The organism is Streptosporangium jomthongense, from assembly GCF_042650425.1.
In the GTDB taxonomy this organism is placed as follows: domain Bacteria; phylum Actinomycetota; class Actinomycetes; order Streptosporangiales; family Streptosporangiaceae; genus Streptosporangium.
In genome coordinates, this window is sequence record NZ_JBHSBC010000018.1 from 102,937 (window position 1) to 127,989 (window position 25,053).

The 25,053-nt window shown below is 69.8% G+C and carries 22 protein-coding genes and 1 pseudogene; 10 read left to right on the top strand and 13 right to left on the bottom strand.

Annotated elements, in window-relative coordinates; genetic code table 11:
• Nucleotides 1-198 precede the first annotated feature (198 nt).
• The gene (locus ACFOYY_RS18125; RefSeq protein ID WP_352013059.1) at nt 199-1,461 is read left to right on the top strand and encodes a 6-phospho-beta-glucosidase; all 1,263 of its coding nucleotides are present in this window, start codon (nt 199-201) and stop codon (nt 1,459-1,461) included.
• The gene (locus ACFOYY_RS18130) at nt 1,458-2,429 is read left to right on the top strand and encodes an N-acetylglucosamine kinase (protein WP_352013060.1); all 972 of its coding nucleotides are present in this window, start codon (nt 1,458-1,460) and stop codon (nt 2,427-2,429) included. Before ACFOYY_RS18125 ends, ACFOYY_RS18130 begins: the two co-directional genes overlap by 4 nt.
• Before the next feature lie 38 nt (nt 2,430-2,467).
• Here the strand turns inward: ACFOYY_RS18130 and ACFOYY_RS18135 are convergent, their stop codons facing one another.
• Nucleotides 2,468-2,968, bottom strand: a complete 501-nt coding sequence (locus ACFOYY_RS18135) for an Lrp/AsnC family transcriptional regulator (protein ID WP_352013061.1) — start codon at nt 2,966-2,968, stop codon at nt 2,468-2,470.
• A 110-nt stretch (nt 2,969-3,078) separates the two neighbouring features.
• Here ACFOYY_RS18135 and ACFOYY_RS18140 point away from each other — a divergent pair, with 110 nt between their 5' ends.
• The 3 genes from ACFOYY_RS18140 to ACFOYY_RS18150 all read left to right on the top strand — a co-directional run bounded on the left by ACFOYY_RS18140 (nt 3,079) and on the right by ACFOYY_RS18150 (nt 6,453).
• Complete coding sequence (locus ACFOYY_RS18140) at nt 3,079-4,041, top strand: pirin family protein (RefSeq protein ID WP_386190369.1); 963 nt, start codon at nt 3,079-3,081, stop codon at nt 4,039-4,041.
• Between the two features lie 64 nt (nt 4,042-4,105).
• Entirely contained in the window at nt 4,106-5,518 is a 1,413-nt protein-coding gene (locus tag ACFOYY_RS18145) for a dihydrolipoyl dehydrogenase family protein (RefSeq protein WP_362777481.1), read from the top strand.
• Between the two features lie 260 nt (nt 5,519-5,778).
• Nucleotides 5,779-6,453 (top strand): hypothetical protein, encoded by a 675-nt coding sequence (locus ACFOYY_RS18150; RefSeq protein WP_352013064.1) that lies wholly within the window; start codon nt 5,779-5,781, stop codon nt 6,451-6,453.
• Between the two features lie 18 nt (nt 6,454-6,471).
• Here the strand turns inward: ACFOYY_RS18150 and ACFOYY_RS18155 are convergent, their stop codons facing one another.
• Both ACFOYY_RS18155 and ACFOYY_RS18160 read right to left on the bottom strand, forming a co-directional pair.
• A complete protein-coding gene (locus ACFOYY_RS18155; RefSeq protein WP_352013065.1) occupies nt 6,472-7,620 on the bottom strand; it encodes an acyl-CoA dehydrogenase family protein in 1,149 nt (382 codons plus the stop codon).
• Between the two features lie 73 nt (nt 7,621-7,693).
• Entirely contained in the window at nt 7,694-8,818 is a 1,125-nt protein-coding gene (locus tag ACFOYY_RS18160; RefSeq protein WP_352013066.1) for a M24 family metallopeptidase, read from the bottom strand.
• Nucleotides 8,819-9,055: 237 nt separating this feature from the next.
• Between ACFOYY_RS18160 and ACFOYY_RS18165 the strand changes: the two genes are divergently transcribed.
• From ACFOYY_RS18165 to ACFOYY_RS18175, 3 genes are read left to right on the top strand one after another with little or no spacing between them, the layout of a single operon-like run.
• On the top strand, nt 9,056-10,276 hold the full coding sequence (locus ACFOYY_RS18165) for a PP2C family protein-serine/threonine phosphatase (protein WP_386190370.1): 1,221 nt from the start codon (nt 9,056-9,058) through the stop codon (nt 10,274-10,276).
• A 22-nt stretch (nt 10,277-10,298) separates the two neighbouring features.
• On the top strand, nt 10,299-11,222 hold the full coding sequence (locus tag ACFOYY_RS18170; protein ID WP_386190371.1) for a 5'-3' exonuclease: 924 nt from the start codon (nt 10,299-10,301) through the stop codon (nt 11,220-11,222).
• 51 nt (nt 11,223-11,273) lie between these two features.
• Nucleotides 11,274-12,701: an RNB domain-containing ribonuclease gene (locus tag ACFOYY_RS18175; protein ID WP_386190372.1), complete on the top strand. Its 1,428-nt coding sequence runs from the start codon at nt 11,274-11,276 to the stop codon at nt 12,699-12,701.
• A gap of 144 nt (nt 12,702-12,845) precedes the next feature.
• On the opposite strand, the gene ACFOYY_RS18180 is transcribed toward ACFOYY_RS18175, so the two are convergent.
• Nucleotides 12,846-13,682 (bottom strand): IS5 family transposase, encoded by an 837-nt coding sequence (locus ACFOYY_RS18180; protein WP_386190373.1) that lies wholly within the window; start codon nt 13,680-13,682, stop codon nt 12,846-12,848.
• A 298-nt stretch (nt 13,683-13,980) separates the two neighbouring features.
• Between ACFOYY_RS18180 and ACFOYY_RS18185 the strand changes: the two are divergent.
• Nucleotides 13,981-14,483 (top strand): annotated as a pseudogene (locus tag ACFOYY_RS18185) (IS5 family transposase); the annotation flags it as partial.
• A 635-nt stretch (nt 14,484-15,118) separates the two neighbouring features.
• Entirely contained in the window at nt 15,119-15,253 is a 135-nt protein-coding gene (locus ACFOYY_RS18190; RefSeq protein WP_386190374.1) for a hypothetical protein, read from the top strand.
• Between the two features lie 737 nt (nt 15,254-15,990).
• On the opposite strand, the gene ACFOYY_RS18195 is transcribed toward ACFOYY_RS18190, so the two are convergent.
• The 9 genes from ACFOYY_RS18195 to ACFOYY_RS18235 all read right to left on the bottom strand — a co-directional run bounded on the left by ACFOYY_RS18195 (nt 15,991) and on the right by ACFOYY_RS18235 (nt 25,032).
• Nucleotides 15,991-16,863 carry a bacteriocin fulvocin C-related protein gene (locus ACFOYY_RS18195; RefSeq protein WP_386190375.1) on the bottom strand — a complete coding sequence of 291 codons (873 nt, stop codon included), beginning with the start codon at nt 16,861-16,863 and terminating at the stop codon, nt 15,991-15,993.
• A 331-nt stretch (nt 16,864-17,194) separates the two neighbouring features.
• Nucleotides 17,195-17,362, bottom strand: a complete 168-nt coding sequence (locus ACFOYY_RS18200; RefSeq protein WP_352013070.1) for a hypothetical protein — start codon at nt 17,360-17,362, stop codon at nt 17,195-17,197.
• Between the two features lie 155 nt (nt 17,363-17,517).
• Nucleotides 17,518-20,247: a DEAD/DEAH box helicase gene (locus ACFOYY_RS18205; RefSeq protein ID WP_386190376.1), complete on the bottom strand. Its 2,730-nt coding sequence runs from the start codon at nt 20,245-20,247 to the stop codon at nt 17,518-17,520.
• 335 nt (nt 20,248-20,582) lie between these two features.
• Nucleotides 20,583-21,500, bottom strand: coding sequence for a diacylglycerol/lipid kinase family protein (locus ACFOYY_RS18210; RefSeq protein WP_386190377.1), 918 nt, complete (start codon nt 21,498-21,500; stop codon nt 20,583-20,585).
• A gap of 18 nt (nt 21,501-21,518) precedes the next feature.
• On the bottom strand, nt 21,519-22,313 hold the full coding sequence (gene tatC, locus ACFOYY_RS18215; RefSeq protein ID WP_386190378.1) for a twin-arginine translocase subunit TatC: 795 nt from the start codon (nt 22,311-22,313) through the stop codon (nt 21,519-21,521).
• 157 nt (nt 22,314-22,470) lie between these two features.
• Complete coding sequence (gene tatA, locus ACFOYY_RS18220) at nt 22,471-22,800, bottom strand: Sec-independent protein translocase subunit TatA (RefSeq protein WP_352013074.1); 330 nt, start codon at nt 22,798-22,800, stop codon at nt 22,471-22,473.
• 65 nt (nt 22,801-22,865) lie between these two features.
• Nucleotides 22,866-23,054, bottom strand: a complete 189-nt coding sequence (locus ACFOYY_RS18225) for a hypothetical protein (RefSeq protein ID WP_352013075.1) — start codon at nt 23,052-23,054, stop codon at nt 22,866-22,868.
• 24 nt (nt 23,055-23,078) lie between these two features.
• Nucleotides 23,079-24,035 (bottom strand): helix-turn-helix transcriptional regulator, encoded by a 957-nt coding sequence (locus ACFOYY_RS18230; protein ID WP_352013076.1) that lies wholly within the window; start codon nt 24,033-24,035, stop codon nt 23,079-23,081.
• Between the two features lie 37 nt (nt 24,036-24,072).
• Nucleotides 24,073-25,032: a helix-turn-helix transcriptional regulator gene (locus ACFOYY_RS18235; RefSeq protein ID WP_352013077.1), complete on the bottom strand. Its 960-nt coding sequence runs from the start codon at nt 25,030-25,032 to the stop codon at nt 24,073-24,075.
• Nucleotides 25,033-25,053 lie beyond the last annotated feature (21 nt).

The following is a 25,053-nucleotide window of genomic DNA, read 5'->3' on the forward strand; positions in this document are numbered from 1 at the left end:
CCCACCAGCAAGGAGCAGCCGTCGTGCGCCGACGTCCCCCCGCCCGCGTCCCGGCACCGCCGGGGTGAGTCCCCTTCCGGCCGCCGCGGCCCAACCGCACGGTGACGGCCCGTCCTCGGGCACGGCACCGGTGATCACCGTTTTCCCCTACGCCCGGAGAGTTCCCGTCCAGGGCGTGACGTTGACAGGAGTAGACAGATGAAGCTCGCCGTAGTCGGGGGCGGCTCGACGTACACACCGGAGCTGATCGACGGATTCGCCCGGCTGCGGGACGAGCTGCCGATAACCGAGATCGCGCTGGTCGATCCCGACCCCACCCGGCTCGGGCTGGTCTCGGGGATGGCCCGCCGCATGCTGGAGCACGCCGGCCACCCGGCCAGGGTCGTGGCGACCGCCTCGGTCGAGGAGGGCGTCTCCGGAGCCGACGCCGTACTGCTCCAGCTGCGGATCGGCGGCCAGGCCGCGCGCAACGTGGACGAGACGCTGCCCCTCGAATGCGGATGCGTCGGCCAGGAGACCACCGGCGCGGGCGGCCTGGCCAAGGCCCTGCGCACCGTCCCCGTGGTGCTGGACATCGCCGAGAAGATCCGCACGCACGCGCCCGACGCCTGGATCGTCGACTTCACCAACCCGGTCGGCATCGTCACCAGGGCGCTGCTCGAGGCCGGGCACCGGGCCATCGGCCTGTGCAACGTGGCCATCGGCCTGCAGCGCCGCTTCGCGGCGGGGCTCGGGGTCGCCCCCGAACGGATCTCCCTCGGCCACTTCGGCCTGAACCACCTGACCTGGGTGCGCTCGGTCAGCCTCGACGGCGTCGACGTGCTGCCGCGGACGCTGCGGGAGCCCCTCGGCGAGGAGGTCGCCGAGGCGATCGGCCTTCCGCTGTCCCTGATGCGCCACCTCGGCGTGGTTCCCTCCTACTACCTGCGTTACTACTACGAGCACGACGCCGTGGTGGCCGAGCAGCGCAGCAAGCCCTCACGGGCCGCGGAGGTCGCGGCGATGGAGGCCAGCCTCCTGGAGATGTACGCCGACCCGTCGGTGAACACCAAGCCCGAACTGCTGGAGAAGCGGGGTGGCGCGTTCTACTCGGAGGCGGCGGTCGCGCTGATCGCCTCACTGCTCGGCGACCGGGGCGACGCCCAGGTGGTCAACCTGCGCAACGACGGCACCCTGCCCTTCCTGCCCGACGAGGCGGTCATCGAGGTCCCGGCCACGATCACCGCGGCCGGGGCGCGCGCGCTGCCCGTGGCCCCGGTCGAACCGCTCTACGCGGGGCTCATCGCGCACGTCACGGCCTACGAGACCCTGGCCCTCGACGCCGCGCTGCACGGCGGCCTCCGGCGGGTCTCCGACGCGCTGCTCGCCCACCCGCTGATCGGCCAGGCCTCACTGTCCGACGACCTCGCCCGGCGCCTCATCGAGGCCAACCGCGCCCACCTGCCCTGGGCGACGGAGTGAGGACCGTACTGGCGGTCGACGGCGGCAACAGCAAGACCGACGTCGCGCTGGTCGCCGAGGACGGCTCCGTCCTCGGCACCGGCCGTGGCGGCCCCTTCCAGCCGCAGATCTCGGGGGTCGGCACCGCCGTCGACGCGATCGCCGAGGCCGTGAGGGCGATGCTCGGCCCGGACGCCGCTCCCCCGTTCGCCGGCCATGTGGCCGCCTACGTGGCGGGCGCCGACCTGCCCGCGGAGGAGGAGATCCTGCGTGCGGAGATCCTCGCCAGGGGATACGGCGAGGACGTGGTCGTCGGCAACGACACCTTCGCGCTGCTGCGCGCCGGAGCCTCGGGGCCCGCCGGGGTCGCCGTGGTCTGCGGGGCGGGCGTCAACGCCGCGGCGGTCTCCCCGACCGGCGAGGTGGCGAGGTATCCGGCCCTGGGCAAGCTCACCGGCGACTGGGGCGGCGGCTTCGGCCTGGGCGAGGAGGCACTGTGGTCCGCCATCCGCGCCGAGGACGGCAGGGGCCCGGAGACCGCGCTGCGGGAGGCCGTGCGCGAGCACTTCGGCACCCGCACGGTCGAGGAGGCCTGCCTCGACATCCACTTCGGCCGCACCCCGATCGACAGGCTGCACGAACTGGTGCCGGTGCTGATGACCGTGGCGTCCTCGGGGGACGAGATCGCCCGGTCCCTGGTGACGCGGATGGCCGAGGAGGTCACCGTGCTCGCGGTGGTCGCGCTGCGCCGTCTCGGCCTGCTGGAGACCCCGATGGAGGTCGTCCTCGGCGGTGGCGTGCTGACCGCCCGCGACCCGCTGCTGAACGGCCTGATCGAGGAGCGCTTCGCCGAGCGGGCCCCCCAGGCCAAGCTGATCGTGGCGGACGCTCCGCCGATCATGGGCGCCGCCCTGCTCGGCCTGGACGCCTTCGGCGCGACCGAGGAGGCCAAGGCCGCGCTGCGCGCCCACTTCCACGCGGCGGTGTAAGGAAGCCCCGTACGGCCCGCGACGGCCGTACGGGGCACTCAGGCCTGTTCCACGGCCTTCTCGTCGGGTTTGTCGTCGGTCTTACCCGCCTGCCCGCCGATCAGCTCGGGCGCCCGGTGTTCGTACGGCGTGCTGAGCACGACCGTCGTCCTGGTCGAGACGTTGGCCGAGGTGCGGATCTGGTTGAGCAGCTCCTCCAGCGCCAGCGGCGAGGCGACCCTGACCTTGAGGATGTAGCTCTCGTCCCCGGCCACGCTGTGACAGGCCTCGATGGCGCCCAGGTGGGCCAGCCGTTCCGGGGCGTCGTCGGCGGCGGCCGGGTCGATGGGCTTGATGGAGACGAACGCGGTGAGCGGCAGCCCGATCGCGTCGTAGTCCACGAGCGCCGCGTATCCCCTGACGACCCCGCGTTTCTCCAGCCTGCGCACCCGCTGGTGCACCGCGGAGACCGAAAGCCCGGTCTCCCTCGCGAGGTCGGTGAAACTCATCCGGCCGTCTCTGGCCAGTAACGTCACGATCCGACGGTCGATCTCCTCCATCCGGACAACGGTAACGGGCCGTGGGACGGCGCGCGCAGCCGCATGGTCACGGCATGGTCCCAACCGCCCCACGTGTGCCGGCCGGTCGGCGGCGGCCGTACATTCTCGGCATGAGCAACCTGGAACGCGAGCCCCGGGAGACGGAGTGCGGCGGCCCGACCGGCCGCGCCGGCGCCGCGGCGGGCCCGGCCGGTGAGCTTCTCACCGGCCGTGAGGTGGTGCTGGGCGGCCCACGGGGCATGAGGGTGACCCGGACCCTGCCCGGCCGCGACGTGCGCATGGTCGGGGCGTGGTGCTTCCTCGACCACTACGGCCCCGAACGGACGGCCATGCGGGTGCCCGCGCACCCGCACACCGGCCTGCAGACGGTCAGCTGGCTCGTCGAGGGCGAGGTGCTGCACCGCGACTGCCTGGGCAGCGAGCAGGTGATCCGGCCCGGCAGTCTCAACCTCATGACGGCGGGCCGCGGCATCTCGCACTCCGAGGAGTCCCCCGCCGGGCGTGACCTGCACGGCGTGCAGCTGTGGGTCGCGCTCCCCGCCGCGCACCGGGGGACGGAACCCTCCTTCGAGCACCATCCGGTGCTGCCGGAGCTCACCGGGCCCGGCTTCACGGCGAAGGTCCTGATGGGCGAGCTGGGCGGCGTCGTCTCCCCGGCCCGCGTCCACAGCCCGCTGACCGGCGCCGAGATCACCCTGGAGGAGGGCGCACGGGTCACGGTCCCGCTCAGACCGGACTTCGAGCACGCCGTGCTGAGCCTGTCCGGCGCGGTGCGCGCCTGCGGAACGGACCTGGCGCCGGGGCCGCTGCTCTACCTGGGCACGGGCCGCTCGGAGCTCACCCTGAGCGCCGGGGCGCCCGCGCGCCTCATGCTGCTCGGCGGCGAGCCGTTCGAGGAGCGGATCGTGATGTGGTGGAACTTCGTCGGCCGCGACCACGACGAGATCGTCCGGTTCCGGCAGGAGTGGATGACGGGCGAGGCGTTCGGCGTCGTCCCCGGCGCGCCGGGGACCCGGCTGCCCGCGCCTGACCTGCCCGGGACCCCGTTGAGACCACGGGGCCGGCACCGCTGACGCCGGCACGGGCGGCGCCTCTGACAAGCTGGACGTGGAGTTTCCGAAGTCCTGGGAGGCAGTCGTGGCCGATGAGTTCGACGTGGTCGTTGTGGGCGCCGGGCCCGCCGGGGAGAACGTCGCGGGACGTGTGGCCCGGGGCGGGCTGAGCGTCGCGGTGGTCGAGGAGGAGCTGGCCGGCGGTGAGTGCTCCTACTGGGCGTGCATCCCCAGCAAGGCCCTGCTGCGCCCGGTCGAGCTGGCCGCCGAGGTCGGGCGGGTCCCGGGTCTCGGGACGACGCCGATCGACACGGCCGCCGTGCTCGCCCGGCGTGACGAGGCGGTCTCGCACCTGGACGACGGCGGCCAGGTCGGCTGGGTCGAGGGCCTGCCCGCCGAGTTCGTGCGGGGCCGGGGACGGCTGGCCGGCCCCAAAGTGGTCGAGGTGACCGGGCCCGACGGTTCCGTCCGGACGTTGCGCGCCCGGCACGCGGTCGCGCTGGCCACCGGGAGCCGCCCGGCCTTCCCGCCGGTCGCCGGGCTGGCCGGGGCCTCTCCGTGGACGAGCCGCGAGGCCACCTCGGTGCGGGAGGTCCCCGGGCGGCTGGCCGTGCTCGGCGGAGGCGTGGTCGCCTGTGAGATGGCGCAGGCCCTGCACGGGCTCGGCGCGCGGGAGGTGACGCTCCTGGTGCGCGGCGGTTCGCTGCTCGGCAGGGTCGAGCCGTTCGCCGGGGAGCTGGTCGCGGAGTCGATGGCGGCCAGGGGGATCGAGGTGCGCACCCGGGCCGAGGTGACCCGGGTCGAACGGCCGGCGCCCGGCGGCCCGGTGACCGTCCACCTGGCCTCCGGGCCGCCCGTGGAGGCCGACGAGCTGCTGGTCGCCACCGGACGCTCGCCCGCGACGGGGGACGTGGGCCTGGCCTCCGTCGGGCTGCCCGAGCGGGGCCCGGTCGAGGTCGACGACAGCATGCGCGCCGTCGGCGTCGGGGACGGCTGGCTGTACGCCGTCGGCGACGTCAACGGCCGCGCCCTGCTCACCCACATGGGCAAGTACCAGGCGCGGGTGTGCGGCGACGTGATCGTGGCCAGGGCCAGGGGGGAGCGCGACGACCTGCCCGCGCTGCGCGCCGTCGCCGACGGGTACGGCGCGCCGCAGGTGGTCTTCACCGACCCCCAGGTCTGCGCGGTCGGCCGTACCGAGGCCGCGGCCAGGGCCGAGGGCTTCGACGTGCGCGCGGTCGAGTACGACCTCGGCTCGGTCTCCGGTGCCTATCTGCTGGGGGACGGCTACCGGGGCAGGGCAAAGGCGGTCGTCGACGAGCGGCGGCGGGTCCTGCTCGGGGTGACCTTCGCCGGTCCCGGGGTGGCCGAGCTGCTGCACGCGGCGACGGTCGCCGTCACCGCCGAGGTGCCGCTCGAACGGCTCTGGCACGCCGTACCGGCCTTCCCCACGGTCAGCGAGGTGTGGTTGCGGCTGCTTGAGGAGTACGGCCTCTGAGGGGACACGCCCGGGCGAGGGGGCGGGGGACGGTCATGGAAGATCTTCCCGGTCCCCTCCCCGGTGCTCCTTCCGCGTGCCCACCGGGGATCGCGGCTTTTGTCCCATAACCTCTCTACCTGCCGAGGTTCATGTTTTGGCCAGCGAAAAAAATGGTTTTTTGACTGGTTTGTCATATTTTAGAAACAGGCGGGAACCAATGGAAAGGATACGGTTTCGGCAGGTACATGGAGCGGACCAGGGCGTGCAAGGGGGGCGAAATGGCAGCCATGGAGAAGGGCATGCACAGCAACCAGCACGAAACTCCCTGGCAGGTCGACTTCCAGGCGCTGGACAGACGTGAACGCCTGATCATCAAACGAATGCTCGCCGGACTCGCACTGGGCATGGTGCTGGCCGTGGCCGGCGAGTCACTCGCCGAGGTGCTTCCCCCGTCGGTCACCATGGCCTACGACCCGTACGTCTACGGGCTACTGGTGCTCGTCATGACCCGCGGTTCGACCAACGCCTGGTGGGCCGCGCTCAACGGGCTGCTGGCCACCGCCGGCCTGACCGCGGGCCACGTGGTCGCCCACGCCCTCAACCACGACGAGACCCTGCTCGCCCAGGCCAACGAGAGCTGGCAGATCGCCCTGAGCGTCACGATGGTCGGCTTCGGCGTCGCGGGCTATCTCAGCCGCAGGAACGGCCTGAGCGGCGACGTGGCGGTCGGGGCGTTCACCGCCCTGGTGTGCACCGAGGGGCGGGAGATGCAGCAGGCCGCCCTGGTTCCGCACGGCGGCCCGGCGCCGGCCGGTCCGTGGCCGCTGGTGGCCCTGGTGCTCCTCGGAGTGTGCCTTCCCCTCCTGCTCCGCCCGACCGCCCCGTCACGGCTGCGCACCCTGATGATCACCGTCGGCTGCGCAGCCGTCCTGGTCGGACTGTCCATGCTGTGACGAGGCCCCCGGCGCCGCTCAGGCCTTCTTGGCCAGGGCCCTGCCGATGACCAGCCGCTGGATCTGGTTGGTGCCCTCGACGATCTGCAGCACCTTCGCCTCCCGCATGTAACGCTCCACCGGGAAGTCCTCGACGTAGCCGTAGCCGCCGAAGACCTGGACGGCGTCGGTGGTGACCTTCATGCACACGTCGGTGGCGAACAGCTTGGCCATCGCCGCCTGGGTGCCGTACGGGCGGCCCGCGTCGCGCAGCCTGGCGGCGTCCAGGTAGAGCGCCCGCGCCGCGGCGACCTGGGTGGCCATGTCGGCGAGCATGAACCCGATCCCCTGGAAGTCGATGACGCGCGAGCCGAACTGCCTGCGCTCCCCCGCGTACGCGATCGCCGCGTCGAGCGCCGCCTGGGCCAGGCCGACCGCGCAGGCCGCGATGCCGAGCCTGCCCCCGTCCAGGGCGGCGAGGGCCACCCGGAAACCCTCCCCCTCCTGGCCGACCAGGGCGTCCCCGGCGAGCCGTACGCCGTCGAAGCGGACCTGGGCCGTCGGCGAGGAGCGCAGGCCCATCTTGCGCTCGGGCGCTCCGAACGACACCCCCTCGGTACCCGCGGGGACGTGGAAGCAGGAGATGCCACGGCTGCCGTCGTCGGAGGTCCTGGCCATCAGGGTGTAGAAGTCGGCCTGCCCGCCGTGGGTGATCCAGGCCTTGACCCCGTCGACGAGATAGCCGTCGGCGTCACGCACCGCGCGGGTGCTCAGGGCCGCGGCGTCGGAGCCGGACTGGGGCTCCGACAGGCAGTAGGCGCCGAGCAGCTCACCTCCGAGCAGCTCCGGCAGCAGTTCGGCGCGCTGGGCGGCGGAGCCGTACGCGGCGACCGGGAAGCTGGCCAGGGTGTGCACGGACAGCCCCAGCCCGACCGCCAGCCAGCCCGCGGCCAGCTCCTCGATGACCTGGAGGTACACCTCGTACGGCTGCGCGCCGCCGCCGTGCTCCTCGGGATAGGGGAGGCCGAGCAGGCCGGACCTGCCCAGGACGGTGAAGACCTCGCGGGGGAAGCGCTTGGCGGACTCGTCGGCCGACGCCCTGGGCGCGACCTCCTTGGCGATCAGGTCGCGGACGAGATCCAGCAGGTCGTGGGCCTCGGCGGTTGGCAGCGTACGCTCAACGGTCATATCCGCTTACTCCAGGTCAGGGGCTAAGCAAAAAGGGCGGCCGGGATCGCCGGCCACCCGATTGTTACACCTGTCACACTATGACGAGCTCCCGAGGGCGGTGGTTGAGCCGCTCGCCGCCCTCCTCGGTGCAGATGAGGATGTCCTCGATGCGGGCGCCGTGCTCACCCGGCAGGTAGATGCCCGGCTCGACGGAGAAGGCGTGCCCCGGTTCGAGCGGCTCGGTGTTGCCGGCGACGATGTAGGGCTCCTCGTGGGTCTCCAGGCCGATGCCGTGCCCGGTGCGGTGGATGAAGTAGTCTCCGTAGCCCTCCTCGGCGATCACCTCGCGCGCCGCCGCGTCGACCGACTCGCACGAGGCCCCGGGCCTGACGGCCGCGCAGGCGGCCTCCTGGGCCCGCTGGAGCACCTCGTAGTATCGCGTGAACTCCTTGGGCGGCTCCCCGACGCAGTAGACCCTGGTCGAGTCGGAGCAGTAGCCGCTGGGCATCTGGCCGCCGATGTCGACGACCACGGGCTCGCCCTCCTGGATGATCCGGTCGGAGAGGTCGTGGTGCGGGCTGGCCCCGTTGTGGCCGGAGGCGACGATGACGAAGTCGACGGTCGAGTGCCCCGCCGCGATGATCGCATCCGCGATGTCCCGTCCGACCTCCCGCTCGGTACGGCCCGCCCGCAGGAAGTCCGGCACCTGCGCGTGCACGGCGTCGATCGCGGCCCCCGCCTCGCGGAGCGCGGCCGCCTCGGCCTCGCTCTTGCGCATGCGCAGGCCGCGCAGCACCGATCCGGCGAGCACCTGCTCCGTGCCGGGCAACGCGTCGCGGAAACGCAGCGACTGCATGGCCCACATCCGGTCGGCCAGCCCGACCCTGCCGACCTTCCCCGCGCCGCCCAGCCGCGCGGCGACGAGCGCGTAGGGGTCGTCGGTCTCGTCCCAGGGCACGAACTCGACACCCAGCCGCGCCGCCGGGGACTGCTCCGCGGCGGGCAGCTCCAGACGGGGCACCACCAGGAAGGCGGGGCCCTCGGCGGGCAACGCCAGGCAGGTGAGCCGTTCGAGCGGCAACGCCTCGTAGCCGGTCACGTAGCGCAGGTCGGGGCCCGGGGTGAGCAGCAGCGCGCCGAGGCCGGCGGCGGCCGTGGCCTCCTGCGCTGCGGCGAGACGGGTCACGGGATACAGGTCAGAGGACTCCTTTGTCACACCGACCAATGTAATCGTGAACAGATCGGCACCACACCTGTGGCCACACCCTTGATCGTCGCGACCGGGGAAAGTCCGGGGAAAGGACGTCGTTCGGGTGACAGTGCCACTACAATCCGTTGAAGGACGATCACATTTTGTGGATAGGATGTCCCTAGGTCCCCACATTCGAGAGCGAGCTAAATGGTCGGCGTAGTGGGCGGCCACCAGCCACCCCTCCACCCACGAAACGACCACGTGACCGGTTCCGCCCCGCTGACCGCGGCAGAGATGGTGCAGCCGTTGCGCGGAGAGCTGGACGAGCACATGGCCGTCGAAAGACAACTTCTCAGCACGCGGCTGGCCCATGCCGAACGGCTGGGCGATCTGGGCTGGGCCGAGTGGCACCTGCACAGCGGCGAGTCCACCTGGTCCGACCACGCCTACGCCATCTTCGGCCGCGATCCCGTCGAGGGCCCCATCGGCCTGCGTGACCTGGTCGGCCACGTCGAGCCGCAGGACCGGGCCCTCGTCGACGGGCTGCTCAGGTCGGTGGTCGATCTGGCCAAGCCCGGGCAGGCCGAGTTCCGCATCCGCCGCCGCGGGGAGGTCCGCAACCTCCGCGCGGCCCTGGACCCCGTCGTGAGCGGAGGACACGCCTCCGTGCACGGAGTGATCCAGGACGTCACCGGCCGCCGCAGAGCCGAGCAGATCGCCTCCGAGTCGCGCAGGCAACTGCTGGAGGTCCGTGAGCGGGCCGCCCAGCAGCAGGGCGTGAGCACGGCCCTGCGCGAGGCGATCATGCCGCGCCTCGGAGCGTCCGTCGACCTCCCCGGTGCCCGGCTGGAGGTCCGCTACGTCCCCGCCGGGCAGAAGGACGGCCTCGGCGGCGACTGGTACGACGCCACGACCATGCCCGACGGACGGGTGCTGCTGACCATCGGCGACGTGTCCGGCCACGGCCTGCCCGCGGTCACCCAGATGAGCAGGCTCAGGCACGCGCTGGGCGGCCTCGCGATGACGGGCGAGCCTCCCGACCGGCTGCTGACCTGGCTCAACCACCTGGTGATGCACCGCTTCGAGGAGACCACCGCGACCGCGGTCGTCGGCCACCTCGACCCGCTGAGCCGCGTGTTCACCTGGAGCCAGGCGGGGCACCCGGCGCCGATCCTGGTCCGCGACGGGACCGCCGTCCAGCTTGAGCCGCCCTCGGGGGTGCTGCTCGGCGCGACCCTGTCCGAACGGTACGAACGCTCGGCCGTACGGCTGCGCGACGGTGACGCGCTGCTGCTGTTCACCGACGGGCTCGTCGAGCGGCGCGACCGCGACATCGACGAGGGGTTCGCCCTGACCCTCAGGGCCGCCTCCGCCCTGCGGCGGCAGGACGGGGAGGCCGCCCTGGACCGGCTGATCCAGGCGGTCGGCGGCCCCAACCCCGAGGACGACACCTGTGTTCTGATGATCGTCCTGCCCGGGTGAACGACTTGGTTAAATGGTCGCCATGCCCGGGCTGATGCTTCTCGACACCCCTTCGCTGTACTACCGCGCCTTCTACGGGATCCCGGAGTCGGTGACCGCCCCCGACGGGACGCCCGTCAACGCCGTGCGCGGCCTCATCGACATGATCGCCATGCTGGTCAGGCAGCACTCCCCCGGCGAGCTCGTCGCGTGCATGGACGCCGACTGGCGTCCCGCCTTCCGGGTCGCGGCGATCCCGTCCTACAAGACGCACCGCCTCGCCCCCGGAGGCGGCGAGGAGACCCCCGACACACTCGTCCCGCAGGTCCCGGTGATCGAGCAGGTCCTCGACGCCGCGGGCATCGCCCGCCTCGGCGTGCCGGGCTACGAGGCCGACGACGTGATGGGCACGCTCGCGCTGCGCCCCCGGGGCGAGACCGGCGGCGGAGTCGACATCGTCACCGGTGACCGGGACCTGTTCCAGCTCGTCGACGACGGCGTGCCGATCCGGGTCCTCTACACCGCCAGGGGCGTCAAGAACCTCCAGCTCGTCGACGAGGCCGCGGTCACCGCCAAATACGGCGTGCCGGGCCGTTCCTACGCCGACTTCGCCGTCCTGCGCGGCGACCCCAGTGACGGCCTGCCCGGGGTGCCCGGGGTCGGCGAGAAGACCGCCGCCGCCCTGATCACCCGGTTCGGCTCGCTCGACGCGCTGCTCAAGGCCCTCGACGGGGACGGCGACCTCGCCGGGGCGCAGCGGAACAGGCTGGAGGCCGCCCGTGACTACCTGCGGGTGGCACCCGAGGTGGTCCGGGTCGCCCACGACGTGCCCGTGCCCGATGTCGGCCTGACCCTGCCCGCGCAGCCGCGCGACCCGCGGGCGCTCACCGACCTGGCCGGGCGTCATGGGCTCGGCGGTCCTCTCGGCCGCCTCGCCGATGCGTTGTCCTGGACCTGGCGGCCCTGAGCCCCGCCCTGGCCGAGCTCGGGCGCCGCGGAGAGCGGTAGGTTGGCCCCCGTGCCCCACAAAAGCATCCGGGTGCCCGAAGACCCCCATCCGCGGCTGAGCGACGGATTCGAGCGGATCAGGCGTGAGTTGAGGCTGCCCGGGGAGTTCCCTCCGGCCGTGCGCGCCGAGGCGGAGCAGGTCACCAGGACACCCACGCTGCCCACGCTCGACCGCACCGACCTTCCCCTGGTCACGGTCGATCCGCCGGGGGCCATGGATCTGGACCAGGCCATGCACCTGGAGGAGCGTCGCGGCGGCTACCGCGTCTGGTACGCCGTCGCCGACGTCGCCGCCTTCGTACGGCCCGGCGGGGCGATCGACGCCGAGGCCCGTACCCGGGGCGAGACCGTCTACATGCCGGACGCCCGGGTGCCGTTGCATCCCGCCGTACTCTCCGAGGGCGCCGCCAGCCTGCTGCCCGGCGCGACCAGGCCCGCCGCGCTGTGGTGCGTCGACCTGGACGCCGAGGGCAGGGTCGTCGGCGCCGACGTGACCAGGGCGCTGGTGCGCAGCCGGGAACGCCTCGACTACGACTACGTGCAGACCGCGGTCGACACCGGGACCGCGGACGGCACGCTGCGGCTGCTGGCCGAGATCGGCAGGCTCAGGCTGGCACTCGAACGGGACAGGGGCGGCGTCACGCTGCCGACCCCGGAGCAGGAGGTCGTCCCGGACGGGGACGGCTACCGGGTCGAGCTGCGCGCCCCGATGGAGGCCGAGGCCTGGAACGCGCAGATCTCGTTGCTGACCGGCATGGCCGCGGCCTCGATGATGCTTGACGCCGAGATCGGCCTGCTGAGGGTGTTGCCGCCCGCCCCCGCCGAGAAGATCGCCCAGGTTCGCCGGGTCGCCGCCGCGCTGGGCGTGCCGTGGCCGGACGGGGCTGGCTACGGGGAGGTCGTCCACGGCCTCGACCCGAAGATCCCCGGGCAGGCCGCCTTTCTTGAGGAGTCGACGGTCCTGCTGCGCGGGGCCGGATACGTGGCCTTCAACGGCGCGCCGCCGGCCCAGGCGGGCCATGCGGCGGTCGCCGCGCCGTACGCGCACGTGACCGCTCCGCTGCGCAGGCTCATCGACCGCTACGCCACCGAGGTCTGCCTGTCGGTCGCGGCGGGCGAGCCGGTGCCCGAGGAGGTCCAGCGGGTCATGGGCGAGCTGCCCGGCGTCATGCGGGTGACGGGACGGCGCGCGGGCGCGGCCGAGAGGGCGTGCGTCGACCTGGTCGAGGCGTTCGTGCTACGTGAGCGGGTCGGCCAGACGTTCGACGCGGTGGTGATCGACGTGGACGAGGGCCGTTCCGGGGGGCTGGTGCAGGTCACCGACCCCGCCGTGGTGGCCCGCTGTGACGGGGAACGGCTCCCGCTCGGCGAGGCCGTCCGGGTACGGCTGACGCGCGCCGACCCGGCGACCCGGGAGGTCCGTTTCAGCCTGACCTGACGGCGGAATCCAGAGTTCTACTCCAGTTTCCCAAAAGCCGAATGGACCTTCCTCTTTTAGGATTCCAGCAGAGCTGGCCTTATCCCGCGATCCAAGCCCTGTCTAAGTGGGTGTTTGATCCCATGGATTCCGTCTGATTTGGGCTCAGGTGTCTCGCCAGGTCGGGGTGGATTCTCCGGTGAGGCGGCGGCTCATGAGGTCGATCATCGTGATGTGGATCATGGCTTCGGAACTGGCCGGTAGGGCTTCGTAGTCACGGGCCAGTCGGCGGTGGAGCATGAGCCAGCCCAGGGTGCGCTCGACGATCCAGCGGCGGGACAGGACGGTGAAGCCTCGGCCGGGGGTGTGGCGGACGATCTGCATGTCGATGCCGAGGGCGGCGGCGTGTTCGACGAGGTGCTGCCGGTAGCCGCCGTCCACCCAGGACTTGCGGATGGTGGGGTGGGTGGCGGCGATCTGGTCGATGAGGGCGGTGCCGGCGACCGAGTCGGGTACGGAGGCGGCGGTGACCAGTACGGCCGGCAGCAGGCTGAGCGTGTCGACCACAATGCTGCGCTTGCAGCCGACGATCTTCTTGGCGACGTCGATGCCCTGGTCGGCTGCGGGGACGTCGGTGGAGGTCTTGACGCTCTGTGCGTCGATGACGCAGGCCGACGGCTCGGGCGCGCGGCCCTCGGCGATGCGGGCCAGGCGGTGCAGCAGGCCGCTCAGCTCGGTGAACACCCCTTCATCGCGCCAGGCGGCGAAGTACCGGTACACAGTGGCCCAGGGCGGATAGTCGTGCGGCAGGTAGCGCCAGGGGATGCCGGTACGGTCGACGTACAGGATCGCGTTCATGATGGTGCGCAGGTCGTGCTCGGGTGGGCGATCGATGCCCAGGGCGCAGGCGAGGCGTCCGGTGCGCCAGGCGGTCAGGATCGGTCCGATGAGCTGCCAGCGGGCATCGGATAGATCGCTGGGGTAGCGGCGGTGTTCGGTCATGACCGTGGCGTAGCGCCGTACAGGTCTGCCGGCCAGAGGCGTATCGGTCAGGTCAGGCAGGTGAGGCGCCGCGGCCATCTGCCATAACGGCATATGGCGGGCATGTTTGAATCAAACAGAAACCTGGGCGCAGAAGGTGTCCGCGTGTGTCTCACTCACCTCAAGTGGCGCACATCTGTCCCAGAGTCTCCAACTCCATCAGCGCCGAGAGCGCGAAGAACCGCCACCTTTCACCGCATTTATGGACCAAACACCCACTAAGACCGTGAATCATTTGGGGTCAGTCGTTAGACCGTTCGTGGATGCGCTCCTTCAGCAAGTGGTGCCCGACGAACTGTGGGAGCTGTTCCAGCGGGTGGTCCCGTCTGCGCCGACACGGCCGCAAGGCGGCGGGTCGACGATCGTGTGATCCTCGCGGCCATCATCTACGTGGCCACGACCGGCTGCGCCTGGCGGCAGCTGCCGCCGGTCTTTGATGCCTCCTGGCAGACGGTCAACTGCCGCTTCGCCGAGTGGAGCCAGGCGCGGATGGGGCCCGACTGTACCGGATCATGCTGGACGAACTCGGCGCCCGCGGGGAGCTGGACTGGTCGCGGCGCGCGATCGACTCGGTCAGCGTGTGCGCGGTCAAGAGGGGACCTGACCGGCCCCAGCCTCGTCGATCGCGACAAGAAAGGCTCGAAGATCCACCTCGTCACCGAACGCACCGGCCTGCCCCTGGCCATCGCGATCAGTGCCGCCAACACCCGTGCCAGCCCGGCCCTGCAGCCGCTGATCCGCAGCATCCCGCCAATCCGCTCCTGACACGGGCTACGACGCCGTCGGCCCGCCAAACTCCACGGCGACAAAGGCTACAACTGACCCTCCCCTCGTATCGTGGAGATCTGGCCTAAGGGGGAGGGTCAAATACCGTGCAGCGGTCGCGTAATGGCAAGCCGAGTCGGGTCCAGGGGTCGGAGGTCGACAAACTGGTGGTCAGCTGACGGCTGCGTAAGTACGCGCAGCAGCGGTTGGCTGGACAGGTCCTCCACCCGGACGGCACACTGGTGTCGGGTCCACGAACGGCGCCGTGAAAAAGGCGGAACAAGCCCCGGCGTCAGGACCATATCGTGGAGCCCAGAAAAGGTCGCCCATCGGCTGAAGTTTGACTTTCCCGAGAGCGACACTATGCGGATCCCGCACGAGACAATTTTCAGGCCCTATTCATTCAGGGACGGGAGCGCTCGAGCGAGGGCTGGTTTCCTGCCTGCGCAGCGAGCGGGCGCGACGGGTGGGTGCTCCCGCGCCCGGCAGAAGGCTGACGGCCATGTGACCCCCGAGCCCGAGGACCGTGCGGCGCCGGGCCCCTGAGAGAGTGATCTCACCATTGACACCAGTCGGTCGACACCCTAGCGGAGCACACAGCCTCGTTCACCCTGCCGTTGTACCTGCCTTGGATGAAGGGTTACAGCGTTCGGGAACAGATGAAGAACGGCCCGGCATTGGCTGGCCGTGGTACCGAAGCCGTGTCGGACACGATCGCCAAAGTGATCACCGGGCTGCCCGGGCAGCTACGCCGCTTGCTGTCTTGAGATCGTGGCACGGAGCTGGCCCAGCACACACGATCGCGCATCGGCACCGGCGTGCCAGCCTACTTCGCCGACCATACAGCCCTTGGCGGGTTGGCACCAACGAAAACACCAACGGCCTGCTGCACCATTAATTTCCTAAGAAAAACAACTGCCATGATAAATTGTCGAAGAGTTGGTGGCCATCAAATTCACACCCAACACCAGGATCCAGAATATCTCCAGCCGAAGAATGCCAGCAGCGGCCTTCAATGATTACCTAAATTTACTGCCGAGTAGCAGCATTACGACGATAGCTTGAACCCACGGGATACATCGCCACCCGCTTCCAGATCGCCTGCCATCACTGAGATGTGGTGCATTCGATGGGCCGGACTGGCCACACACTCGACAATGCCCCGGCCGGATCGTTCGGCTCTGCCCTCAAAGCCAAGTTCACCCACCGGCATTTTCGCCACCCGCACCGAGGTACGGCTGACAAGTGTACCGACTGGTGATCCATCCCAACTGCGTCTCGAAGTGCAACCAGAGCAGTGGGCGCACACACCGCACTGGCAGGGTGCGTTCTCAGGCATTCAATTAAGCGTTAGGTTGAGCCATGAAACCTCCGGATGTGGCGATGATGGCATCTTCACCACATCCGGAAAGCTTCTTATGAACTAAGCTCCAGCTACGGCGCACCATCAGCCTCATAGCCAAGTGCGGCTAGCTCATTCACATGGCCGCCATCAATGTAAGAGCTATCCACAGGTCCCGTTGCACTGGTAAATCCAGCCGGTTCCACAACCGGTTGGTTTCCAGTAGCACAAACGTCCTTCACTGGAGACGATGCAGCGACCAGCGCAATAGTAGTCACTGAGCGTACTGCATTCGCAGTCGGGCACGAGTCCCACCGAACTATCTTCGGGGCCAAGGACAGCGATAAGCCGACGAGCTTCTTCCTTGCCGAAGACCGCTACCGCTGCGTCCTGGATCTCTAGCAGTTTCCGGTCTACATCGGCATCACGTTCCTCGATGAATGTCGCCTCAGCAGCCAGGACCACGGAGGCAAGCTCTATGACTCTGAGCTGCTCAGCCGAGAGGTTCGGATGAGTCAGCCGATAATGCTTCAAATGCTCACTCCAGAGCTTGCTCCGCGATTTAGGCGATAGTGCGGCGAAAATCGACTGACGGTAAACTATAGAATAAGCAACAAAATCAGCGTATCGCTCAGGAAGTCTATGCCTGTTCGCATTCACCCATGCAGCAGCAGCACTGTATTCCGACTGCGCGAAAGCAGGGGTTTTTCCAGCAAGAATCAGCCCCGCCGCTACCCCGGCTCCGGCCGCCAGCTTCAGGAATCGACTCCGACCGATAGCGCCACCGACTGGCCGGTCTGTAGCCTCCCGACGAACCATGTCTTCCCATTCACCACGGCGCATCTCACCAAAGGCTCGCAATAGACGTGCCGTCGACCTCGGTCCCAGCAGACGTGCGAGTCGGGTTCCCATCGCCAACCCCGTCCACGCCCTTACCCTCCCTTCGCGGACCCTGATCAGCGTCGGCACCCAGGGCGGCTCGGCTCCAAAATTCTGCTCCCGCCACTGATGCACTTCCGGATTCGCCAGCGACATGACTTCTAATTTCTCGTCACACACTTGCATGACCACACCAGAGACCCGCCTACACTGGCCGCACGAGGCGTCGAATGCGAGGACCCATCTTTCTTCCATTCGCATCTTCATTTCAGTTCGATCCCTTCGGAAGATTCTTCTTCCCCAAGAAGATCACTCTGCACCCTAGCGAGTCAACCACAAAGTGTCACAAAAAAATATCCTCTCATTCCATCCCAACAATAACCCTATTTATCACCTTCCCTTTTTCACAAAGAGGTTTATGTATTTCCTTTTCTCCCTGTTGTGGACACCCCATGTGCACAGATTTCCACAACAGGGAAGAAAAGAACTACCTCTTGAGCGTCCAGCCGGCGCCGACGCCCAGCAGGTGCAGGGCGACGAGGGCCAGTCCGGCGAGGACGAGCGTGGTGACGGTCACGACGGAACCGACGGCCACACCGGCGATCTGGAAGATCAGCGCGAGAACGAACAGCAGCGCGGCGACGAGGGCGAGCATTCCTACCTCCCTGGGCGGGGGTCCAACATGGTTCCGCTTTGGGAATTTCCTAGGCGATATCCCGGAAAACAGCCCTGAAGGTGACGTTCCGCCCACCCGCCGTCACGCGGTATTGACCGGACGGTCAGTCGGCCCGTGCCCGCCCCCGGATCCGCTCAGCTCAGGGACGAGTAGGCCACGACGCCGCGTCTGAGCGCGTCCATCGCCTTGCCCGCGTTCTGCCTCACCTTGCTGCCGGACGGGGCCGCGTCGGCGATCTGGCCGAGCAGGTCGAGCAGCTGCTTGATCCAGCGCACGAAGTCTCCCGCGGCCAGCTCGGCGCCGTTGACCCCGTCGCCGAGCACCGCGTCCAGGTTGTGCCCCCTGGCCCAGCGGAAGGCCGCCCAGGCGAATCCGAAGTCGGGCTCCCTGATGAACGACAGGCCGTGGTCGCTCTCGACGGCCTCCAGGTCGCCCCACAGGCGCATCATGTCGCCCAGCGCCTTCTGCACCCCGCCCGCGGGAATCCTCGGTTGACGCGCCTCGTCCGCCTGCCGGGACTCGAAGACCAGCGAGGAGACGGTGGCCGCCAGCTCCGCCGGGTCCAGGCCCTCCCAGAGCCCGGAGCGCAGGCACTCGGCGGTGAGCAGGTCCAACTCGGTGTAGAGCTGGGCCAGCCTGCGACCCTCTGCGGTGACGTTCTCACCGTCGAGGTATCCCAGCTGGTCGAGCACCCCGCACACCTTGTCGAAGGTGCGGGCGATGACGTGGGAGCGGCCCTCGACCCTGCGGCGCAGGCCCTCGGTCTCCCTGAGCAGCTTGTAGTAGCGCTCCGCCCAGCGGGCGTGGTCCTCCCGCTCGTCACAGCCGTGGCAGGGATGCTGCCTGAGGTCCCTGCGCAGGCGCAGGATCTCCTCGTCCTCCGCGGCGTGGTCACGCGCCCTGGGAGGCTTGCCGAGGTCACGGTCACCGAGCTTGGCGTGCATGGAGGAGACCAGGTCGGCCCGCTCCCTCGGCGACCGGGCGTTGAAGTTCTTCGGGATGCGCAGATGCTCGACCGGCTCGACGGGGACGGGGAAGTCGGCGGGTGAGAGCTTCTTGACCTGCTTGCCCGCGGTCAGCACCAGCGGGGCCGGCCCCTCACCGCGGGAGTTGAGCCCGGGGTCCAGGACGACCGCGACCCCGGCCCTGCGCCCGCCGGGCACACGGATGATGTCTCCCGGCCTGAGCGCCTCAAGGGAGCGCAGCGCCTGTCCCCTGCGGGCCGCGCCACGCTGACGCGCCAGCTCGGCCTCCCGGTCGGACAGCGCCCTGCGCATCCCGGCGTACTCCTCGAAGTCGCCCAGATGACAGGTCATCGAGTCGCGGTAGCCCCGCAGCGCCTCCTCATGACGGCGCAGCTGCTTGGCGATGCCGACGACCGCCCGGTCGGCCTGGAACTGCGCGAAGGAGGACTCAAGGAGCGACCTGGCACGTTCCCTGCCCACCTGGCCGACCAGGTTGACCGCCATGTTGTAGGAGGGGCGGAAGCTGGAACGCAGGGGGTAGGTGCGGGTGCTGGCCAGGCCCGCGACCTGCAACGGGTCCATGCCCGGCTGCCAGTGGACGACCGCGTGGCCCTCGACGTCGATGCCGCGCCGCCCCGCCCTTCCGGTGAGCTGGGTGTACTCACCCGGGGTGAGGTCGGCGTGGGTCTCGCCGTTCCACTTGTCGAGCTTCTCGATCACCACGGAGCGGGCGGGCATGTTGATGCCCAGGGCGAGGGTCTCCGTGGCGAACACGGCCTTGACCAGGTTGCGGGTGAACAGTTCCTCGACGACCTCCTTGAAGGCCGGAAGCATGCCCGCGTGGTGGGCCGCCAGGCCGCGTTCCAGGGCGTCGCGCCACTCCAGGTAGCCGAGCACCGCGAGGTCCTCGTCCGGAAGGTGGGCGGTGCGCTCGTCGACGATCTGCCGGATCTCGTGACGCTCGGCGTCCGTGGTGAGCCGGATCCCGGCGTACAGGCACTGCATGACGGCCGCGTCGCAACCGGCCCTGGAGAAGATGAAGGTGATCGCGGGCAGCAGGCCCGCGGCGTCGAGACGCTCGATGGCCTGGGAACGGTCCGGCGGGCCGCCCCTGCGCGGGCGGGAGTAGCCCCTGCGGCCTCTGCCGTACGCCTGTCGCTCCTCGTCTCTGGCCAGGCGCAGCAGGTTGGGGTTGACCAGCGGCCTGCGGCCGTCCTCCTCACCGACGAAGAGGTCGTACAGGCGGTGACCGACGAGCATGTGCTGCCAGAGCGGGACGGGCCGGTGCTCGTCGACGATGACGCTGGTGTCGCCGCGGACCTCCCCCAGCCACTCACCGAACTCCTCGGCGTTACTGACCGTGGCCGACAGGGCGACCAGCCGTACCGACTCGGGAAGGTGGATGATCACCTCTTCCCAGACCGCGCCGCGGAACCGGTCGGCCAGGTAGTGGACCTCGTCCATGACGACGAAGCCGAGCCCCGCGAGGGTCCCCGACCCGGCGTAGAGCATGTTGCGCAGCACCTCGGTCGTCATGACGACGATCGGGGCCTCGCCGTTGACGCTGTTGTCACCGGTGAGCAGGCCGACCTTGGCGGCGCCGTAGCGTTTGACCAGGTCGTTGTACTTCTGGTTGGAGAGCGCCTTGATGGGGGTCGTGTAGAAGCACTTACGGCCCTCCTGCAGGGCCAGGTGCACCGCGAACTCCCCCACCACGGTCTTGCCCGAGCCTGTGGGGGCCGCCACGAGCACCCCGTCACCCGCCTCAAGAGCCCGGCAGGCGTCCAGCTGGAAGTCGTCCAGCTGGAAGCTGTAAAGACCGCGGAACGAGGTCAGCGCCGGTCCGCTGTCGGCCTGGCTCTGACGGAAGGCAGCGTAACGTTCCGCTGGGGTCGTCATGTCTCCAAGCCTACCGATATCAGGATTCCGGTCCGCCCCACGAACCCCAGAAGATCGCCCGCCTCCCCCTCCACCCGGATTGAGGAGGATCCCGACGCCATGCGCGAAGAGTTCGGTTTGCACTTCCCTGGCCCCGTGTGTGAGGGATTTTCGGTTCGGGTGCTTCGGCGCCGTGCCCGAAAGGTTTCCACTCCGACGCCCTGGCGCCAGAAGTGAAGAGTTTGGTCTTGTGCTTTACCGGTGCCGTGTGCGAGGGGTTTTCGGCTTGGGCGCGTCGGTGCTTGGACTGAGGAACGCAGGAGCGCAGCGACGCAGTGACGAGGGAAAGCACCGACTCAGGGCGCACAAGCCCGCGACGCCGAAGGCGGAGCAAAGAGACAGAGAGCCCCTGGGACGACCTCACAGCTGAGAGGGAGCGGGCCCAGGCGCTCGCCGTCGGCGTAGGCGACCACGTCCGGTGCCTCCAGCGTGATCCCGCGCACGCGCCTGGTCGTGACGAAGGGGTGGGTGATGTGGGAGCCCCGGTAGACCCGGGGAAAGGCGCGCAGGAAACGCCCGACGGGCACCGCGTCGATGATCGTCACGTCCAGCAGGCCGTCGTCGGGGACTGCGCCGGGACACACGCGCATCCCGGCGCCGTAGGAGGAGGTGTTGCCGACGGCGACCAGCATGGCCCGCCGTTCGATCGTCTCGGTCCCCGAGGGGCCGTCCAGGGTCATCCGGAACGGGATCGGCCGGTAGGAGCCCAGTTCCGCGGCCAGTGCGAGCAGGTATCTGGCCATGCCCGGTGGCCCGCTGATCCGGTTGGCCCGCTCGTTGACGCGGGAGTCGAAGCCGCAGGCGAGTACCCCTGCGAACCACTCGCCGCTTCCGGTCCGCACGGCGTCCACCGTACGGCTGCCATCCCGGAGTACGGCGTCGGCCGCCTCCAGAGGCCTGCCCGGCGGGACGCCGAGGGCGGTGGCGATGTCGTTTCCTGTGCCCGCGGGGATGATCCCCAGCGGGACTCCGGTCTCCGCGACCGCCTGCACGGCCAGGTGCACCAGCCCGTCACCGCCGAAGGCCACCAGCGCGCTCGCGCCGGCGGCCACGGCCGTACGGGCTCTGGCCAGGGCGTCGGCGGCGGAGTCACCGACGAGCACGGAGACCTTCCTGTCGCCTCGGCGCAGCCGGTGCAGCACCGGGCCGAGCATCCCGCGTGAGCGTCCGCCCCGGGCGGCGGGGTTGACGAGGACGGCGATCTCTCCGGGCATGGGGCCGGAATCTACCGCCTATTTCGGCGGATCGGTATCCGTCTCCAGGTCGAGCGGGGAGGCCTCGTCGTCGGACAGGTTGGAGAAGTCCTCGCCCTTGGGGGCTCTCTTCTCCCTGAGGTACATGAAGCCCTCGGCGAGGGCGAACAGCACGACCATCGGGATCGCCAGGGCGACCATCGAGAACGGGTCGGTGCTCGGGGTCGCGAGGGCGGCGAAGACGAACATGACGAAGATCACCGTGCGCCGGTGCTTGGCCACCGTGGCGCGCGGCAGAACGCCGATCACGTTGAGGAAGACCATGAGCAACGGCAGCTCGAAGGAGACACCGAAGATGACCAGCATCACCAGCGCGTAACCGAGATACTCGTCGATCGTCAGGCCTGTCAGCGTGCCCTCGGGGGCGAAGCTGAGCAGGATCGCCAGGCCGGTGTCCATGATGAAGTAGGCCAGGGCGGCTCCGGCCGCGAAGAGCGGAACGGCCAGCCCCATGAACATCATGGAGTAGCGCTTCTCGTTGCGGTACAGCCCCGGGGTGACGAAGGCCCACAACTGGTACAGCCAGATCGGGGAGGACACGACCAGACCGAACAGCGCCGCGACCTTGAGGTTGACGAAGAAGGAGTCGAAAACCCCGAGCACCAGGAGCGTGCACTGCCCAGGTCGCAACTGCTGAGCCTGCTGAAGGCTGCAGTACGGCTCCTCCAGGAACTTCCAGATCGGATCAAAGTAGATGAATCCGACGATAATGCCGAGGAGCAGCCCGAGCAGGGAGATCAGGATGCGGTTGCGCAGCTCACGGAGGTGTTCCATGAGCGGCATGCGCCCCTCGGAGGATTCCGTGGGCGATCCCGGTCTGTTCGAGCCCGGCTTGGGCCATTTCAGCAGCGCCATTCACGAATCCCGGTCTGACGAGTGAGGTGGTGGGGAGCCGGCCACAGACCTGGCTGCGGCCTCTGCGGTACGGCCCCTACTGCGGCTTGGCCGCACCGGCCTGGGCGCGCAGCTTCGCGGCCTGCTCCTCAAGGGCACGCGCCTGCTCCTCGGCCGTCTGGGCCGTGGGAGCCGTGGGGAGCGGCTGGGGAGCCGGGGCGGGCTGCTGCGCCTGGACGACGGTGGCCGTATGGGTGGCCGTGTGGGTGTCCGTCTCGTCGTCGTCGCGAAGCTTGGCCGTCTCCGACTTGAAGATCCGCAGCGACCGGCCCAGGCCGCGAGCCGCGTCCGGCAGTTTCTTCGCACCGAACAGCAGGATCAGGATCACGCCGATGATGATCAGCTCGGTGGGTCCCAGGTTAGGCATGACACATCCTTAGGCCGAACGACACGCACTCTCCTGCCCGATCGTACGCTCCCCCGGGCACAGACTCATCCCTTCCGGGATGGGATTGTCCGGACCTGCTCGTTCAAGGCGCTGTGTGCGGGGGTGATCGTCCGGCGAATCCTGTCGACCTCCCTGCCCAGCTCCCTGGTGGCCAGCAGCACGCGAACCCCGAGAAAACCCAGCACCAGCAGGCCTGCGAAGGCGAGACCGACCGCGGCGAAGATCCAGCTCATGACAGCCGATCATAACGGCGCACGTCAGGAGACCGACTCGTAACGATTCAGCGCCGAGGTCGCCGCCCGCCTGACGCTCTCGGCCAGTGAGGCGGGTGAGAGCACCCGGCCCGTGTCGCCGAGACGCAGTGCGAGCCGTACCAGCCAGCCCTGGTCGCGAGCCCGCAGCGCCACCTTCAGGCGCCCCTCGCCCAGCTCGGTGACCTCCTCGCACGCGTAGTACTCGGCGACCCAGCGGCCCGCGGGGGTCAGTTCGAGCTCGACCAGCTCGTCGGTCGGCGAAGGACGGAACACCCCGGGTGTCACCTCGTCGGGCACCGCGTCCGCGGGCGGGTCGGCGGCCGTTTCGAGGATCTCGACGGTGAGCATCCGGTCGAGACGGAACAGCCGGACCGCCTCGGCCCGGTAGCACCAGCCCGACAGGTAGGAACGGCCGTCCACCACGACCAGGCGCATCGGGTCGACCTCGCGCGGGGTGATCTCGTCACGGCCGGGCACGTGGTAGCGCAGCGACAGCCGCCGGCCGCGGCGCAACGCCTCGTTGACGGTCGGCAGGGCGTCCGGGGTCGCGCCGACCTCGACGGCGACCTGGCTGCTGACCGCCGCCGCGCCCTCTCCCGCGGCCTGCTCGAACTTGGCGATGACCCGCGCCAGCGCGTCACGGTCGCCGAACTCCGGCAGCTCGGCGAGCATCCGCAGGGCCACCAGCAGCGCGCTCGCCTCGTCGATGCCCAGCCGCAGCGGGCGGGCGATGGTCTCGGCGTTGTCGATGAGGATCTCACCGCCGTCCCAGGAGACGTCGATCAGGTCTCCCGGGGTGTGGCCGGGCAACCCGCACATCCACACCAGTTGCAGGTCGTCGATGAGCTGTTTCTCGCTCAGTCCGAAGACCTTGGCGACCTCCGGCACCTGCGCCCCGGGGTGGGACATCAGGTACGGCACCAGCGCCAGCAGCCTGGGCAACCGGTCGGCCGTGCTCATACTGCGCTCCCCCTGCTCGTTCGTGTGTCCTCGCCCGTCACGCCAGGGCTCCCTTCAGGCGGCGGATCACGGCCTCCCTGGCGTCCGGCGGACCGGTCACCTCGGCGTCCGCGGCGAAGCCCGCCACCCACCCGGCGAGCCGCTCGGTGTCGGTGAACTCGACGTCCAGCTCGTCCCACCCGCCGGTGCCCTGCCGTACGGCCTTGGCCACCTGGCGCAGCCCCTGGCAGGTGCCCTCGCGGACCCGGATGAGGGCGGTGCGCTCCCTGACCGTCATCTCGTCGCGGTAGCCGACCATCGAGGTGATGTCGACGCCCTCGGGGACCACGACGGCGCCGGGGCGGCCGACCGGTACGACGGGGCCGTTGATCCGGCTGAGCCGGAACACCCGTGCCGCGTCACGGTCGCGGTCGTGGCCGACGACGTACCAGCGGCCACGGCGGCTGACCACTCCCCACGGCTCGACCGTCCTGGTCAGCACGCTCTCGCTGGCCGCGGCCCGATAGGGGAAGCGGACCGCGCGCCGGTCGCGCACGGCCTCCCACAGCGCGGGGAAGGCCGGGTCCCGTGTGTCGACGCGCAGTTCGAGCGCCCCGCCGAGCATCCCGTCCGCCTCGTCGGTCTCCACTCCTCCCGCGCGCAGCTTCAGCAGCGCGCCGCTGGCGGCCTCGGCCAGGCTCGCGCGCTGCCACACCTGGGCGGCCAGACCGACCACGGCGGCCTCGTCGGGTTCGAGGGTGATCTCGGGCAGTTCGTAGGACTCCCTGACGATCCGGTAGCCGGGGTCCTCCTCCCAGGGGTCCTTCTGGACCTCGATCGGGATGCCGATCTCCCGCAGCTCGTTCTTGTCCCGCTCGAACATCCGCTGGAAGGCCTCGTCGTTGGCGGCGTCGTAGCCCGGCACCGCCTGGCGGATGTGCTCGGCGCTGAGCGGCCGCCTCGTGGCCAGCAGGCAGATCACAAGGTTCAGCAACCGCTCGGTCTTCCGGCGCGACATCCGGCCTCCTTCCCTGTTCAC